The following is a 15,242-nucleotide window of genomic DNA, read 5'->3' as shown; positions in this document are numbered from 1 at the left end:
TACTGAATGGTCGGGGAAAACGGGAGCGTCAGCGCTGTATCGTTCCGGATGTCGCGCTCTGCACGGCGCGTGGCCACTGCCCCTTCGATCTCGGCTTGTTGTGACACGCCGGATAACTGGAGCAGGACTTGAACGGCCCGTGCGGCCCGGTCCGGTCCACGAATACGCCGACCTTGCATACCGGGCAGCGCTCTTCCGTGACGGGAATGCCGGTGACGCCGGTGATTTTGACGGCGCCGTCCTTGACCAGTTCGTCCAGGAAGGGTGAGTTCTTTCCCAGCAGCGTGAACAGCGCAACGGTGCGCCGGGCGCGGGTGAGGGCGACATAGAACAGTCGACGCTCTTCGCTCAGCGGGTAGGTGTCGCCGGTGGGCATCGCCAGCGACAGCACCGGATCGTCCGAACGCAGGCTGGGGAAGCCACGGTTGACCATGCCCGGCAGGATCACGTAGTCGGCTTCCCTGCCCTTGGAGCGATGGGCGGTGAGAAACTCGATGTCCATCGTGCTGCCGAAGGCGCTCTTCCAATCGGCAGGCACGACGCTGCGGTCGGACCGGTAGCGGCCGAGCACGAACACCGAGACGCGGCCGTTTCGACCGCGGGGAATCTCGCCGGCGAGCAGTTGCTGGTGCAGTGCCGCCAGGTACTGCCGCACCCCGTCAGGCACCTCGTCGCGCTTGGCAAGCTGGAAGGCCAGCAGTACCGGCCCGTGCGCCGGGGTAACCGAGCGGACGACCTTGTCGATCTGGGCTGGATTCCTGCCGATGAAGCGGCTTGAGATGTCGCACAGGGCTTGCGGGCAGCGGAAGGTCTGCTCGAGTTTGAGCACCTGGCCTTGCCCCATCCAGTCGCGGAAGCCGGTCATGACCGAGACGTCGGCGCCGGCGAAGCGGTTGATCGACTGCCAGTCGTCGCCGACCGCAAACAGGAACCTGCCGGGCTGCTTCACCAGCGCGCGGCAGAGGCGGGCACGTGCGCGGGACGCGTCCTGGAACTCGTCGGCCATCACCAGGTCGTAGGGCGACGCATACCGGTCCTGCTCCAGCAGGCTGGCCGCCATGTTCAGCATGTCCTCGAAGTCGATGCTCTTCTCGTCGGTCAGGGCGTTGTCCCACGCCTGCATTACCGGGCCGGCGATCTCCAGGAAGCGGCGGTGGCGTTCCTTGAAGTGGTCCTCGGGCATCTGCTGCAGGCGGGCGGCCATGTCATCGAGCGACAGGCAGTTGCTCTTGGCATGGGCGATGAACGTGCGCATCAGGCCGATCAGATCCGAATCGGGCATCGGCTTGGCGCCGTCGTCGGGCAGTTCGCGATCCGGATTGGGGTCAAGCGCCACGCGGGAGGCGCTGAGCCGGTCGGTAAGGTAGTCCAGGGCATGGCCACTGCGAAGCCCGAAGGACGTGGTTTCGGCCAGTGCGGTACCGCGCCGGGCATGTTCCTCGCGTTTCCAGACCATGCCGTCCATGTAACCGGCGAAATGCCGGGGCGGTTGGCCATTGGCATCCAGCGCGAAATGCTCGTGATACAGGGCGGCGTCGGGATAGTAGAAGTCCGGCCGGTACTGGCGGTGGGCGTCGGTGGCGGTATCGAACTCGTACGGACGTTCGTACTCGTAGCTCACGCCGTTGTAGAACAGCCAGTCGGCAATGACGCACTCTTCCATGCTTTTGACCCGCTCGCCCTGCAGCGTGCGGATGTAGGGCTTGCCTTCGCGGTCGTAGCCATCGGCCAGCATGTCCTCGCCCAACGGCGGAAGGTCGCGGCCGAACACCAGCCGGAACATGTCCCACTGGGTGCGGAAACGGGTGGAGCGGTCCTTGAGGTCGTCCACCAGCTCGGTGAGCTTGTGGAAGCCCTGCGCGGCGTCGACGGCCCAGGCGGGAATGTCCGGCTTGCGACCGGTGGCCTTGGCAATGATGGCCAGGCCCAGTGCATGGAATGTGCGGGCTTCGACCACGGTGTCGGCCATGCCCAGACGGGCGAAGGAGCGCTGCGCACGTTCCTGCAGTTCGTTGGCGGCATCCTTGTTGAACGCCAGCATGACGATCCGTTCGGGCGCGACGAAACCGCGGTCAATCGCATAGGCGGCCTTGGCGACCATCGTGGACGTCTTTCCCGAGCCGGCCGATGCGACGACCTGTACCCGGTTGTCAAAGCAGATCACCGCACGGGCCTGCTCTTCGGTGAGCGGCTGGCTTTCGACCTTGTCCAGGAGGTCTTTGGCCAGGACCAGTTCGCGGGTGGTCATGCCCTCGTTGGCGTGGGCGATCACCGCCGGCCAGTCCAGTGTCCAGTCGTGCAGGGCAGACAGGGCGCGCTGATGGGGTGGGGACTGCAGGTCGCCGTGTATCTCCGCGTCGAGGAACAGCGGTTCCAGATCCGGCGCGGCCACGGGCAGGACGGGCCGGGCGTCAAGGAGGGCGGCCTGCTCTTCGTGGGTAATCCACCGACGGCCGCGGTCGCCCGCGTCGATCAGGGCGCGGGCAGCGCCCAACCAGGTGAGGATCTGGCCCAGCACCGTGTCGAACAGCGCTTTGCGCTCACGCCTGCGGCGTTCGTGAAGCACTACGTCGATGGCCGAGGCGAGCTGGACACCGTGGGCGTTCGGCAGGCCATCGACGGACAGCCAGGGGCCCGCATCGCGCTCCACGGCCACGCGCGACCAGAGCACACCCGGCATCACCTGCACCCGATGCGCATCCGTGAGGAACTCCCGGTGACGCTGCCCATCGATGCTGAGCTCGACGTGGTCGCCGTCCAGGCGAAGCCACCAATGCGGGGATCGAGTCAGAAGCCTGCCCCAACCAGAGGGGCGCCAATCGATTGCCATCCTTGATACTGCCTGCGTGCGTGGGGTACTGGCCCAGAGCGGGCCTCTATCGGGCTCCATGATAGAGCAGGCCTTTTGTGCACGCTTGTTTCGATAGATGGACTGCGGGAATGACCGGCCGTGTGCCCGCGTTCATGAACCGTACGGCACCCCAGGGGCCAAACACGCGACGCGCACATACCGGTCACTGATCTGCCACGCACGCGCCGGTATGTATGGACGCTCCATCCTCAACGGTGTTCGACCATGCAGGCCCCCGCCATCGCGACTGCCCCTCTTGACATGGATCGGCGCGCTGGACACGCAGCCCCCGCGCTGGAGGCTGATGCCCGCGACGTGCTCGCGCGGCAACCGTCGCTGCCGCTGCCCGGGCGCGGCCACACGCTGGAGCGCTGGCGCGCCCTCGGGGCCATTGCTGCGCGCGATCTGTGCGTGGCCAAGGTGATGGAGGCCCACTACGACGCGCAGGCGATTCTGGCCGACCTGCACGCGCCGCCGTTGACGGAAGGCACGCTGGCGGCGGTGTGGGCTGCCGAAGGGCCGCAGGCGACGTTGTCGTTCGATCCCGCCACGGGCACCGTCAGTGGCAGCAAGCCGTGGTGCTCCGGTGCCGGCCTGGTGGATGAGGCGCTGGTGACGGCGCGCTGCCAAGAAGGCACGCAGCTGGTCCGCGTGCGCGCCGATGCGAAAGGCATGCACCCGCAACCGCTGACCTGGCACGCAACCGGCATGGGCGGCATTCCCAGCGGTACCGTGCAGTTCGCCGCCGTCCCCGCCGAGCCGGTCGGCAAACCGGGCACGTACCTGTCCCGGCCGGGCTTCTGGCACGGTGGCGCGGGCATCGCGGCGTGCTGGTACGGCGCGGCGGTGGCGCTGGCTGCACCGCTGCAGCGCTCGCCGCGTGTGACCGGCGATGCGCAGATCGCCGCGCTGCTCGGTCGGGTCGACATGGGCCTGCAGGCGTCAGCGGCGCTGCTGCGTGAGCTGGCGACATGGATCGATGCCATGCCTTCCCAGCCGCACCAGGCCGATGTGATCCGTGTGCGCAGCGTGGTGGAGCGTACCTGCGTACAGGTGCTCGATGCGGTGGGCCGCGCGCTCGGACCGGCACCGATGTGCCTGGAGGCCGGGCACGCCGCGCGCTGGAGCGACCTGACGGTCTTCATTCGACAAAGCCACGGCGATCGTGACTGGGCCGAACTGGGGCGAGCCGTCCACGCCCAGGAGGGACCGTGGACACTGTGACCGTGCCCATCAGCGGGCCGGGCAACCGCGAGGTCGACTGGGACCGCAGCGGCTGGCTGCGCGCGCTGCCCGACAGGGAGGCCGGCGCGGTCCTGGCCGACATACGCCGGCTGGTGGTGGTGTCGCCCCATCCGGACGATGAAGTGCTTGGTTGCGGCGGCCTGATGCAGGCGGCGCTGGACCAGGACATCGATGTGCACGTGGTGTCGGTCACCGATGGCGAGGCCTGCTATACCGACCAGCCCTTGTGGCCCGCCGCGCGACTCCGCGATGCACGCCGGCGTGAGCTGGCCGATGCCATGCGGCTGCTGGGCATGGATGCCACGCATGTCACCACGCTGGCGCTACCCGACGGGGCTGTTGCCACACATGAGGCGGACCTGGCCGCGGCGCTGGCCGCGCAACTTGTGGCTGGCGATCTGCTGGTGGCGCCGTGGATCCACGATGCACATCCGGACCATGACGCGACCGGACGGGCCGCGCTGGCGGCAGCAGCATCCCGTGCCGTCAACGTGCTGCAGTACCCGGTCTGGGCGTGGCACTGGCTCGACCCGCACGCGATGACGGCGCCGTGGTCGGCAGCCGCCCGCATTCCGCTCAGCGCCACCTTGCTGCGCCGCAAGCAGCGCGCGTTGGACGCGTTCGCCACCCAGACCGGCGCCGTAGACGGACTGGCCTGTGCACCCATTCTTCCCGAACACGTCACGGCGCGCTTCCGCCGTCCTTTCGAGGTGTTGATCGGATGAGCACGGCGGCCTATTTCGATGCGTTGTACCAGCAGCCGGACCCGTTCCACTACCGCAGCCGGTGGTACGAGGCCCGCAAGCGCGCGCTTACGCTGGCCTGCCTGCCGCGAAGGCGATACGCCTGTGCGTGGGAGCTGGGCTGCTCCAACGGCGTGCTTACGGCAGCGCTGGCGGCGCGGTGCGACGCGCTGCTGGGGACAGACATCAGTGCCGATGCGCTGGCCGACGCGGCGGTATCGACGCGGGCATGGCCGCAGGTGCGCCTGGAGCGGGCCACCCATCCGCAGGACTGGCCTTCCGGCCGCTTCGACCTGATCGTGGTCAGCGAAGTCGGCTACTACCTGCCGTCATCGGCGCTGCAGCAGATGGCGCGGCAGCTGCGCCACAGCCTCACCGACGATGGCCTGTTGCTGGCCTGCCACTGGCGGCCACCGTTCGACGCGGCACGCAGCACCACCGAAGACGTGCACGGCGCGCTCTCGGAACACCTGGTGGAAGCGTTTACCTATCAGGACGCCGATCTGCTGCTGCAGGGGTGGAGTGCACGCGCCACCAGCGTTGCTGCGTGGGAGGGGCTGCGGTGATCGCCGTGATCGTACCGGCACACAACGAGGCGCCGGTCATTGCACGTTGCCTGGCCTCGGTCCGGCTTGCGGCCGCCCACCCTGGCCTGCGCGGCGAGGCGGTGCTCACGGTGGTGGCACTGGATGACTGCAGCGACGACACCGCCTCGATCTGCGCCGACCAGGGGGTTGCAACGGTGGTGGTGGACGCCCGCTGCGTCGGCGCGGCACGGGCGGCGGCAGCGACCGTGGCGCTCTCCCAAGGCGCGCGCTGGATCGCCAGTACCGACGCCGATTCGGTCGTGCCTGCGGATTGGCTCTGGCAGCAGACCCGCTGCGGCGCGGATGTGTTCTGCGGCGTGGTGGACGTGGTGGACTGGCTGGACTATCCCGATGCCGTGCGCAGGGCCTTCGCCTGCCGCGAGCTGGCCAGGGACGGACACGCGCATATCCACGGCGCCAACCTGGGCATGCGCGCCACCGCCTACACGGCAGCCGGCGGGTTCGCGCCGCTGCGCACCGGCGAGGACGTTGCGCTCATCCACATGCTCGGCAACACCGGCGCGACCATCGCCTGGCTGGCACGGCCCGTGGTGGCCACCAGCGCACGCCGGGTGTCGAAAGCGCCGCAGGGGTTCAGTGGATTCCTGCGCACGCTGGAGCGGGAAGTGAGGGAGGCGGGGGCGGTGCTGGTGCCGACGAAGGCACTCCGGCACGGGTAAGGTTGCCCACCAGAAATCAGGGCAACACGCCCTGCAGGTAGCGTTCAATCACGTAACTGAAAGGACGCTGCCGGTGGTCGCGCAGCACGGCGCGCACCTCCAGCACAGTGGCCTGCGGGCCTTCGCCGCAGTCGGGCCAGCAGGTGGCATCACCCAGCGTCTGGCGCTGGAAGCCAAGCGGCTTCACCACGCGTCCAAATGGTTCGTCGCTGCCATCCAGCGTGGCATTCATGGCGGACGTGAGCAGGTCGGGGACATACCAGTTGTCCGCTTCGGACAGCACGCGGGTGCCGCAGACCAGGCGCACACGGCGGTAGCGCAGCGGCACATCGGCTTCGACCTGCAGCGCTTCGCGCACTTCGGGCGGTGCATCGCGCACGACACCCTCAACGCGCACCGCCCGTACCTTCGCCGTGTCGGCGAGGCCCTGTTCGGCGCACCAGGTCTCCAGCGTGCTGGTCGCGCTGTGTCCCGCCAGCAACCGCGCGTGCAGCGCCTGCACCAAGGCCGTGCGCGAGGCCAAGGACGCTGTGGCGGCCGGCGAGGCCGGCGAGCCGCCTGTCGCGAAGGCGGCCACGGGCGCTGCAGCGAGCAGCGACGCGGCTTGCCAACGAAGACGGGCAGTGCGGTCGAACGGGCCCATCGTGATCCACCGTGAAAGAAGACGTCAGTTTACCCGGTCCTGTAGCGCGACCCGGCAATACGCGCGTGGATCTGTCGCACCGGTCGTCAAACCGGACGCCGGCGGCCGGACACATGGTCATTGCCGGGAACATGCCAGCGCCAGGGGAACGTCGTGGCGCGGCGGATGCCGATGCGCGGGCCGACACCAGGCTGCGAGGGCGGCGGCATGCCATCGCTGACGATCCGGATGGGCCCGGCGCTGTCGGTCAGATCGGTGCCGTCCAGTGCGCCGGTGATGCCCAGCGCCTGCGACAGGCGACCCGGCCCACTGGCCAGGTCACGATCGCGCCGGGCGGCGACCCGGGCCTGGCGCATCCGATCGATCCCGGCCAGCGGCGCCAGCGCCCGCAGCAGTACGCCCCAGCCCTGGCCGATGTCGCCGCAGACCGCATTGGCGCCCCAGTGCATGCCATAGGTGAAGTAGACATACAGATGCCCGGCCTCCCCGAACATCGTGCGCGTACGCGGGGTCATGCCGCGGAACGAATGCGCGGCCGGATCCTGGTCGCCGGCGTAGGCCTCCACTTCCACGATGCGCCCGGCACGTCCGTCGTCGCGCAGCAGTATCGTGTTGAGCAGGTCCCGTGCCACCTCGGTGGGGTGACGCTGGTAGAACGCGCGGGGCAGGGGTGTCCACTCAATCATGCGGCCCCGCTGCGCGACGGTCCGATTCCGCATTGGGGGTCTCCTCGGTGGCCTGGGTCGCAGCATGCGCGTCGGAGCGTCGACAGGGGATCAAGCTGCCGGTCGTCACGTTGCGCTCGCGCTGCGTTCGCAGCTCATGAGCCGATGTCCCGTCAATCTGGCGGCGGTCCAGAACGGGAGCAAACCACCGATGATGAAACCGATGCAGGACCAGAACGCCCCGATCGCGCTCGATGGGCGCTGTTTCGCCTATGTGTTCCCCTGCGCGTGGGAGGACTACGGCAAGATCGGGTTCTCGCGCGATCCGCTGGCGCGCATCGGCGCGCTCCACCATCGCTGGTTCGAGTTCTTCGATCTCGACGCCGGCGTGTTGATTGAAACCGAGACCCAGCGCGACGCGCGCGATGTCGAGCTGGCGCTGCGCCGCCCGCTGAAGGCGCATCGCGCGCCGGCACCGCTCACCGTGCAGGACAAGGCCGGTGGCAGGACCGAGTGGGTACGGGGTGCCAACGATCTCCTGCGGCCCGCCGTGCAGGCGCTGGCCGAGGGCGGTCACCGGATCCACCCGCTGCGCGCTTGGCTCGCCGCCGCGATGCTGGCGCGCGCCGACGGGTTGTTCGACTGGTCGGCTGCGGTGCTGCCGGAGGAACCGGTCGCGCGCGATGCCTTGTCCGTACGCGCGCAGGTGCTGCTGCGCGACGCCCTGGATGCCCACGTGGCGCTGGGGATTGATCTGGAGGGGCGTGTGCCGCCGCACGTGTGGTCCTGGTACCGGCCGGCGTAGCGCGGAACAGGTGCCTTGTTGGGCGCGCAAGGCGCTCATATAGTGCCCCCTCACAAGGGGGAAACATGGCCGACAACGGATCCGCTCCATCGTATGACCTGACCACGGCTGCGGGTATTGCCGCCGCCGGCATGGCGCTGAGCGTATTGACACCGCTCGGGCCGCTGGTGGCAGCGGCCGCGCTGGCACGGAAGTTCTTCAAGCCCAGCGTGGAGGTACAGGCGCAATCCGCAGCGGACCTGATCAAGGCGGGCGCCGAGAACAACGTGGACGAAATGGAGATCACGCTCAGCGAAGAAGCAGGGCTGCACATCAAGTCGGCGCATCCGGAGGTACCCATCAAATTGACGATGGGCAAGTCCGGGACGGTGACGATGAAGGTCAAGTACCGGTCGCCCCCGGCGACGGCCTGATCGGTACCGGGCGGTCCCGGTACCGACACGGGGGCACACCCCGCCTGGCGGGCGTGAATCCGGCGGGCGGATCGACCGCTACACTGCCGGTTCCGTGACGATTCCGGTGGGGTGCCATGCAGTCGGTTGTTCCCGGAAGCGCTGCCCATGCGCTTGCCCGCCAGGCGTGCCGCGATATCGAGCAGGCGTTGTCGCCGGGCGGGGACGCGCATGAATCCGTGCACGCCGCACGCAAGGCGATCCGGCGCCTGCGGGCGTTGCTGGCGCTGCTGGAACGCACCGACCTTGCGCTGGGTGACGCCGATGCCATGCTGCGCCGGCTGGGGGATGGCCTTTCCGGACTGCGTGACGCGCACGTGGCCGTGGAGACGGCGGCGCTGCTCGCCGCCCGCGCACCCACTGCGCCGTGGCCGTATGTGATCGGGCGCCTGCAGGCGCGTCGCGATGCCTGGTTGCGGCGCGCGCTGGCCGGCGATCCGGCATTCGGTCGCCGGCGTGATCGGGTCCGGCGGGTCGGCGCGCTGCTGGATGCCCAGCCCTGGGCCGCGATCACCCTGTCGCAGGTACGGGCCGGCCTTGCGCGCAGTGCCAACCGCGTGCGCAAGGCGGAGCGTCGGGCCCATCGACATCCGGAGCCGGAACGGCTGCACCGCTGGCGGCGCAAAGTGCGGCGCCTGCGCATGCAGGTGGAAGCCATGCCCTACCTGGATGCGCACCTGTCGAAGGTGCCGCATGTGCGCGGCGGAGGCGGTGAAGCCAAGGCCCTGCACCAGCTCAGCACTCAGCTGGGCTGGCAGCAGGACCTGCGCATGCTGCGGAACCTGGTGCGGGTCATGCCGGGCGTGACGGACCGCAGGCAACTGCTGGCGCAGATCGATCAGGCGCGGAGCAGGCCGGTCGCCTGATCGCCGTGCCGCTCAGCGCTCGCAGGGCACGGCGAGCGCGCGTGACTGGCGCTCGACCAGCATCGCCACGCCCCACAGCAGCAGACCGCCCAACGCCGTGGCGGCGCCGACATAGCCGGTGGTGGCCGGACTGAGGCCGGCACCGATGGCCATGCCGCCAAACCACGGCCCCAGCGCGTTGGCGGTGTTGAAGGCGGCATGGTTGGAGGCGGCCGCCAGCGTCTGTGCTTCTCCGGCCACGTCCATCAGACGGGTCTGCAGCACCGCTGCCAGCGCGCCCATCGTGCCCACCGCGACGATCATCGGGAAGATGCTCCACACCGAGCGCGCCGCCAGCGGGTAGAGCAGCAGCACGATCACCGACCACACCAGCACCACGGCAGCTGCACGGAAGTGGAAACGGTCCACGAGCCAGCCACCGGCGACGTTGCCGATGATCGCGCCGATGCCGAAGATGCCCACCGCGACCGGCATCCAGGATTCGGCCAGGCCGGTGACCTGCACCAGCGTCGGCGCCAGGTAGGTGAAGACGCAGAACATGCCGGCAAAGCCGATGGAGCCGATCGCCAGCGCCAGCCACACCTGCGGGCGGTTGAAGGCGCGCAGCTCGCGCATCGGCGAGGTGCGCTGCTCGTCCGGATCGGGCAGCAGGAAGCGGGCGATCATCGCCACCGTGGCGATGGCCAGCACGCTGACCAGCGCGAACGCGGTGCGCCAGCTGAGCATCTGGCCCAGCCAGGTGGTAAGCGGGTTGCCCACCAGGATCGCGACCGACAGGCCGAGCAGCACCTTGGACATCGCCGATCCACGCTGGGACGGCGGGCTGATCGCGGCTGCCACCAGCATCGCCACACCGAAGTAGGCGCCGTGCGGCAGGCCGGCGACAAAGCGCGCCAGCAGCATCGTGCCGTAGTTGGGCGCCAGCGCGCTGGCCAGGTTGCCCACCGCATAGAAGCCCATCAGCGCCAGCAGCAGGGAGCGTCGCGCAAATCCGGCACCGGCGAAGGCCAGCACCGGCGCGCCCACCACCACGCCGATGGCGTACGCACTGATCAGGTGGCCGACCTGCGTTTCGCTGATCGACAGGCCGCGGCTGATCTCCAGCATCAGGCCCATGCTCGCGAACTCGCTGGTACCGATCGCAAAGCCGCCCAGCGACAGCGCAAGCAGGATGAAGGTGCGCTCGCGCGGGGTCAGGCGCGCAGCGAGGGAAAGGGCGGGAGAGCTCATTGGGCAGCGGGAGGCAATGCGGTACGGTCCGTAATTGTACTGCTGCGCCGCAACATCCAGCCCGGTCAGGAACGACGGCGCCGCCCGGTTCAGCACCGGGCCATATCGGCCGGCAGCCGGGAAAAGTGCCGCGCAGGCCGCGATCGCCGCGTTCGTGGGGCAACGGGGCGGCAACGGCCGGCGGTCCTCCGCCGATACGGGACGCAGCTTTCCGCCTGCAGGACAGGGCGCGGCGATGGCGATGCCGATGGAAGGGCTGCCGTTCCGGGGTCGCAGGTCGTGCGGCAGGTATCACGCGGGGAAACCGTTCGTGGCTGCGCCGGGGCAGCGCATGACGTTCCGTCCCCGACCCACCGATGTCACCGATCGCGTGTGGCACGGAAACGACCGGCGCATGGATGCTTCCTGCGCCTCACGCGGCGACACCCGACGCCGGGCCCGCACGGTACGGGCATCTCCGGCATTCGTGCGACAATGGCGGACAGGCGCGCAGACGCGCCGACAGGGGGGCTATGACTACCGGCACGCGTTTTCCAACAGTGATCGGTTTCGATCTGCCCGGCCAGCAGGACGCGCCAGGCGGGTCGCGGGTCATCATCACCGCGATCCTCGACGGCGTACCGCCCGACGATTGGATGCTTGCCTTCCACCGTGAGGCGGGCCGCGGCCTGCGCGAGACCTTTGCCGTCGAGCAGATCCGTCTGGTGGGCGAGGGGCTGCACTTCGTCGGCGCCATCACCGATGCGCGCGGTCTGTCGGCGGCGGTGCGTGGTCTGGTCGAGCGGGTGACGGCGCAGGTGCTTGATCGCCGTCTCGCCGTGCTGGACAACCTCGTCGATGAGTCCAACTGGGGGCCGAGCGCAGGAAACGACGACACCCCGCCCAGCGACCCGCGCATGCTCGACGTGGCGCAGTTGCAGGCGATGCCGGCGGTACCGGGCATCCTGGCGCTGGCCAGCGACCTCACCGCGATGCGCTTCGTTGCCGTGGCGCGGGTGACGAGCGACCGCTGGACCACCTGCGCGGTGCACGACCTGCTGGGCTTCGGCCTCGCACCGGGGCAGGATCTTGTGCTCGAAACCACGATCTGCCATGAAATCCGGCAGCACCAGATGACGGTGCAGTTCAACCAAGCCAGCGAGCACCCGGTATTCTCTCGGCACCACACGCCGGCGATGTACGGCTTTGAGAGTTACATCTCGGTACCGGTGCGACGGCGTGACGGCAGTTTCTTCGGCACGCTGTGCGCACTGGATCCGTTGCCCTCGCGCCTGGATGCGGCGGGGGTCGCCTGTTTCGAGGTGATGGGTGCGGCCATCGGCGCGCATCTGGATCTCGACGAAGGCGCATCGAACGTGGCTGCGCCGTCGGTCGCCGACGTCCTGGGTACGTTGGCCACACGGTTGCAGGCGTTTGAGCCTTCCGCCGACCCGGCCGTGCAGACGGTGCTGGCGCGGCTGCGTGCGCTGCTGCCTGCAGTGGCCGCCTGAGGCGCGACGCAGCGGGCAACGCGCGGGAATCAGTCCGTGACGCGTGCGAATCGCGCGCGCGGCTGTCCGTCCACGTCGACCTGGGCGATGAACATCGCATACGGTCGGACCCAGACGCCGATGTCGGCATCGAGGGGGCGGTACAGAACCATCGGCTCGAGGGTTTCGCTGTGCCGGACGATGCCGAGCACCTCGTAGTTGCCGCCCTTGAAGTGACGGTAATGGCCCAGTGGCAGGGTGGGCAGGGCAGGCAGGTCGGACATGGGCGGAGGGCGTGGATGAGCGGTGTCCATTATGGCGCGCTGGACCGCCACCGCAGCCAGCCGTGAGGGGGATGCGGAACGGCTGCGGTAAACTGCGCCTCCAGCCGCCAGCGTCTTCTGCCCGCGGCCGCCCGCAGGAGCCTGCATGACCCCGACCACCCGCAAACCGCCGTCCCCGCTGATCGATGCCCACATGCACGTGGAAGGGTTCGTGCAGGTGCGCGAGGCGCGCCGGTCGGAGCTGGTGGAAGACTACGTGGAGCTGATTGCCGATCTCATCGCCGATGGTCGCGAAGCGCGGCAGGTGGACATCGCCACGCGCCTGGGCGTCGCCCAGCCCACGGTGGCCAAGGCGCTCAAGCGGCTGGTCAAGGAGGGCTGGGCGATACAGCGGCCGTACCGGGGGGTGTTCCTGACCCCGGCCGGCGAGCAGCTCGCAGTTGAAATGCGGGCGCGCCACCAGACGGTGGAGCGCTTCCTGCTGGCGCTGGGGGTGGATGCCGATTCGGCGCGGCGCGATGCCGAGGGCATCGAGCATCACGTCAGCGAGGCTACGCTGGCTGCCTTCGAGGCCTTCCTGCGCAAGGCCGAACGCCGTGGTTGAGCGCCTGCCGCCGCCACCGCCGCTGGGCGTTCCGGTCCACGACCGCGACGAACACTGGATGCAGCACGCCCTGGTCCTGGCGGGCCGCGCCGAGCGCGAGTTCGACGAGATTCCCGTCGGCGCGGTGCTGGTGGGTGCCCAGGGCGAGGTGCTGGGTGAGGGCTGGAATCTCAACATCGCCGACCACGATCCCAGTGCGCATGCCGAGATCGTGGCGATGCGCCACGCGGGCCGGGCGATCGGCAACCATCGCCTGCTTGGCAGCACGTTGTACGTCACGCTGGAGCCCTGCGCGATGTGCGCGATGGCGATTGTGCATGCGCGCGTGGCGCGGCTGGTGTACGGCGCCAGTGATCCGAAGACCGGTGCCTGCGGCAGCGTGTTCGACCTCATCGGCGACGCGCGGCACAACCACCGCGTGGAGGTTCACGGCGGCGTGCTGGCCAAGGAGGCGAGCACGCGCCTGACCAACTACTTCCGCGCCAAGCGCGGCAAGCCGCCACTGCTGCTGGAGTGACCTCCTGGCTGCGCCGGCGACGGAGCGTCGACGCGATGGCGGTATCATGGCGCCCTTTCCATCCCCGGTCGGCGCTGTCGCGACGACCCCAGCACAAGGCGTAGACATGGCGGACAACGGCGCAGAAGGCGAACGACTGATCTGGATCGACCTGGAAATGACCGGTCTGGACACCGACAACGATGCGATCATCGAGATCGCCACGGTCGTGACCGACGCGCAGTTGAACGTGCTGGCCGAAGGGCCCGAGTTCGCCATCCACCATCCGGTGGAGCGGCTGGAAGCGATGGACGAGTGGAACCGCAACCAGCACCGTCGCTCCGGCCTGTGGCAGCGGGTGGTCGAGAGCACCGTCACGCTGGGCCAGGCGGAAGCGCAGACGGTGAACTTCCTGGCGCAATGGATCAAGGCCGGCGCCTCGCCGATGTGCGGCAATTCCATCTGCCAGGACCGTCGCTTCCTGCACCGCGAGATGCCCCGCCTGGAAAAGTACTTCCACTACCGCAACCTGGACGTGTCCACGGTGAAGGAACTGGCCCGGCGCTGGGCCCCGGCAATTGCTGCGGGGGTCGGCAAGACGTCCAGCCACACCGCGCTGAGCGACGTGCACGACTCGATCGCCGAACTGCGCCACTACCGCCAGTTCATGGGCGCGCTGGCGGGGCTGCCCGCGCAGGCGTGATGAACGCGCCGTTCAAGCCTGCGGCGCTATGATCCGCGGCATGAACGACCTCGTCCGCAGCACGCCACCCCCGCTGGAAACGCAGATCCTGCCCACGTCGCAGGACTGGGCCGACCTGCAGCGCGCCGTCGCGCTGCTGGAGTCGCCTACGCTGACCGCCAAGATGGCCAACCTGATCGGCTCGCCGCTGGAGTTCGCGGTGAAGAAACTGCCGCAGTCGGTGTCCCGGCGCATCCACGGTGCGGTCGAAGCGGCACTGTTCAAGTCCGCGCAGGCCGCCCTGTGGACGATGGACAACACGCCTGGCAAGGCCGCATCGACGCGCTGGCACAAGCTGGCGGCGGCGACCTCCGGTGCGGTCGGCGGGGCCTTCGGCTTCACCACACTGTTCATTGAGTTGCCGGTGTCGACCACGATCATGATGCGCTCGGTGGCCGATGTGGCCCGCAGCGAAGGGTTCGACCTGCGTGACATGGCCACGCGCCATGCCTGCCTGGAGGTGTTTGCGCTCGGGGGAAACTCCGGCAAGGACGACGCCAGCGAGACCGGTTACTACATCACCCGCGGGTTTACCGCGGAAGTGATGCGCCACCTGTCGGCCGAGCTGGCCGGACGCGCCGTGGGCGGCACCCCGGTGATGATCGGGCTGACCCCGAAGGAAGCCGGCAAGTGGCTGGCCAAGATCGTGGAGAAGGTTGCCGCGCGCTTCGGTGTGGTGGTGACCGAGAAGTTCGCCGCACAGGCCGTCCCGATCGTCGGGGCCGTGGCCGGGGCGACGCTCAACACCATGTTCACCGACTATTACCAGGACATGGCGCGCGGCCATTTCATCGTGCGCCGGCTGGAGCGCACCTACGGGTACGACACGGTCCGCGCCGCGTACGCGTTGCTCGCCGGTCAGGCCGACAATTCGTAACCA

General features: G+C 69.0%; 17 protein-coding genes. 12 read left to right on the top strand and 5 right to left on the bottom strand.

What is annotated here, in order from left to right; translation table 11 throughout:
• Positions 1–28 precede the first annotated feature (28 nt).
• Positions 29–2,824 carry a UvrD-helicase domain-containing protein gene (locus GDJ08_RS16280; RefSeq protein ID WP_153165336.1) on the bottom strand — a complete coding sequence of 932 codons (2,796 nt, stop codon included), beginning with the start codon at positions 2,822–2,824 and terminating at the stop codon, positions 29–31.
• Between the two features lie 288 nt (positions 2,825–3,112).
• Between GDJ08_RS16280 and GDJ08_RS16275 the strand changes: the two genes are divergently transcribed.
• Genes GDJ08_RS16275 through GDJ08_RS16260 form a run of 4 tightly spaced genes read left to right on the top strand, consistent with a single transcriptional unit; the run spans position 3,113 to position 6,106 of the window.
• On the top strand, positions 3,113–4,075 hold the full coding sequence (locus GDJ08_RS16275) for an acyl-CoA dehydrogenase (RefSeq protein WP_136005496.1): 963 nt from the start codon (positions 3,113–3,115) through the stop codon (positions 4,073–4,075).
• Positions 4,063–4,821: a PIG-L deacetylase family protein gene (locus GDJ08_RS16270; RefSeq protein ID WP_229296549.1), complete on the top strand. Its 759-nt coding sequence runs from the start codon at positions 4,063–4,065 to the stop codon at positions 4,819–4,821. Before GDJ08_RS16275 ends, GDJ08_RS16270 begins: the two co-directional genes overlap by 13 nt.
• Complete coding sequence (locus GDJ08_RS16265; RefSeq protein ID WP_017357649.1) at positions 4,818–5,405, top strand: class I SAM-dependent DNA methyltransferase; 588 nt, start codon at positions 4,818–4,820, stop codon at positions 5,403–5,405. The genes GDJ08_RS16270 and GDJ08_RS16265 overlap by 4 nt, the downstream gene beginning before the upstream one ends.
• Positions 5,402–6,106 (top strand): glycosyltransferase family 2 protein, encoded by a 705-nt coding sequence (locus tag GDJ08_RS16260; RefSeq protein ID WP_153165274.1) that lies wholly within the window; start codon positions 5,402–5,404, stop codon positions 6,104–6,106. The genes GDJ08_RS16265 and GDJ08_RS16260 overlap by 4 nt, the downstream gene beginning before the upstream one ends.
• 16 nt (positions 6,107–6,122) lie before the next feature.
• Here GDJ08_RS16260 and GDJ08_RS16255 read toward each other — a convergent pair whose 3' ends face one another.
• Complete coding sequence (locus GDJ08_RS16255) at positions 6,123–6,749, bottom strand: hypothetical protein (protein ID WP_017357647.1); 627 nt, start codon at positions 6,747–6,749, stop codon at positions 6,123–6,125.
• 86 nt (positions 6,750–6,835) lie between these two features.
• The gene (locus GDJ08_RS16250; protein WP_153165273.1) at positions 6,836–7,435 is read right to left on the bottom strand and encodes a DNA-3-methyladenine glycosylase; all 600 of its coding nucleotides are present in this window, start codon (positions 7,433–7,435) and stop codon (positions 6,836–6,838) included.
• A 190-nt stretch (positions 7,436–7,625) separates the two neighbouring features.
• Between GDJ08_RS16250 and GDJ08_RS16245 the strand changes: the two genes are divergently transcribed.
• The 3 genes from GDJ08_RS16245 (at position 7,626) to GDJ08_RS16235 (ending at position 9,537) form a co-directional block, all read left to right on the top strand.
• Positions 7,626–8,219 (top strand): GIY-YIG nuclease family protein, encoded by a 594-nt coding sequence (locus tag GDJ08_RS16245; protein ID WP_153165272.1) that lies wholly within the window; start codon positions 7,626–7,628, stop codon positions 8,217–8,219.
• Positions 8,220–8,284: 65 nt separating this feature from the next.
• Positions 8,285–8,632: a hypothetical protein gene (locus tag GDJ08_RS16240; protein WP_153165271.1), complete on the top strand. Its 348-nt coding sequence runs from the start codon at positions 8,285–8,287 to the stop codon at positions 8,630–8,632.
• A 116-nt stretch (positions 8,633–8,748) separates the two neighbouring features.
• Positions 8,749–9,537, top strand: coding sequence for a CHAD domain-containing protein (locus GDJ08_RS16235; RefSeq protein WP_153165270.1), 789 nt, complete (start codon positions 8,749–8,751; stop codon positions 9,535–9,537).
• A gap of 12 nt (positions 9,538–9,549) precedes the next feature.
• On the opposite strand, the gene GDJ08_RS16230 is transcribed toward GDJ08_RS16235, so the two are convergent.
• Entirely contained in the window at positions 9,550–10,767 is a 1,218-nt protein-coding gene (locus GDJ08_RS16230; RefSeq protein WP_026070905.1) for an MFS transporter, read from the bottom strand.
• Between the two features lie 512 nt (positions 10,768–11,279).
• Between GDJ08_RS16230 and GDJ08_RS16225 the strand changes: the two genes are divergently transcribed.
• Entirely contained in the window at positions 11,280–12,257 is a 978-nt protein-coding gene (locus GDJ08_RS16225; RefSeq protein WP_229296548.1) for a GAF domain-containing protein, read from the top strand.
• Between the two features lie 29 nt (positions 12,258–12,286).
• Here the strand turns inward: GDJ08_RS16225 and GDJ08_RS16220 are convergent, their stop codons facing one another.
• Entirely contained in the window at positions 12,287–12,520 is a 234-nt protein-coding gene (locus GDJ08_RS16220) for a DUF1653 domain-containing protein (protein ID WP_017356910.1), read from the bottom strand.
• Positions 12,521–12,665: 145 nt separating this feature from the next.
• On the opposite strand from GDJ08_RS16220, the gene mntR reads away from it, so the two are divergent.
• The 4 genes from mntR to GDJ08_RS16200 all read left to right on the top strand — a co-directional run bounded on the left by mntR (position 12,666) and on the right by GDJ08_RS16200 (position 15,239).
• On the top strand, positions 12,666–13,124 hold the full coding sequence (gene mntR / locus GDJ08_RS16215) for a manganese-binding transcriptional regulator MntR (protein ID WP_017356909.1): 459 nt from the start codon (positions 12,666–12,668) through the stop codon (positions 13,122–13,124).
• Positions 13,117–13,641, top strand: coding sequence for a tRNA adenosine(34) deaminase TadA (gene tadA, locus GDJ08_RS16210; RefSeq protein WP_017356908.1), 525 nt, complete (start codon positions 13,117–13,119; stop codon positions 13,639–13,641). The genes mntR and tadA overlap by 8 nt, the downstream gene beginning before the upstream one ends.
• 106 nt (positions 13,642–13,747) lie before the next feature.
• The gene (gene orn / locus GDJ08_RS16205) at positions 13,748–14,323 is read left to right on the top strand and encodes an oligoribonuclease (RefSeq protein ID WP_136005376.1); all 576 of its coding nucleotides are present in this window, start codon (positions 13,748–13,750) and stop codon (positions 14,321–14,323) included.
• Between the two features lie 40 nt (positions 14,324–14,363).
• Complete coding sequence (locus GDJ08_RS16200) at positions 14,364–15,239, top strand: EcsC family protein (protein ID WP_051008645.1); 876 nt, start codon at positions 14,364–14,366, stop codon at positions 15,237–15,239.
• Positions 15,240–15,242: the final 3 nt, after the last annotated feature.

Source organism: Stenotrophomonas nematodicola (assembly GCF_009467805.1).
Taxonomy (GTDB): Bacteria; Pseudomonadota; Gammaproteobacteria; order Xanthomonadales; family Xanthomonadaceae; genus Stenotrophomonas; species Stenotrophomonas nematodicola.
Note: the sequence above shows the minus strand (reverse complement) of the source record. Positions and strands in the feature narration are given on the sequence as shown.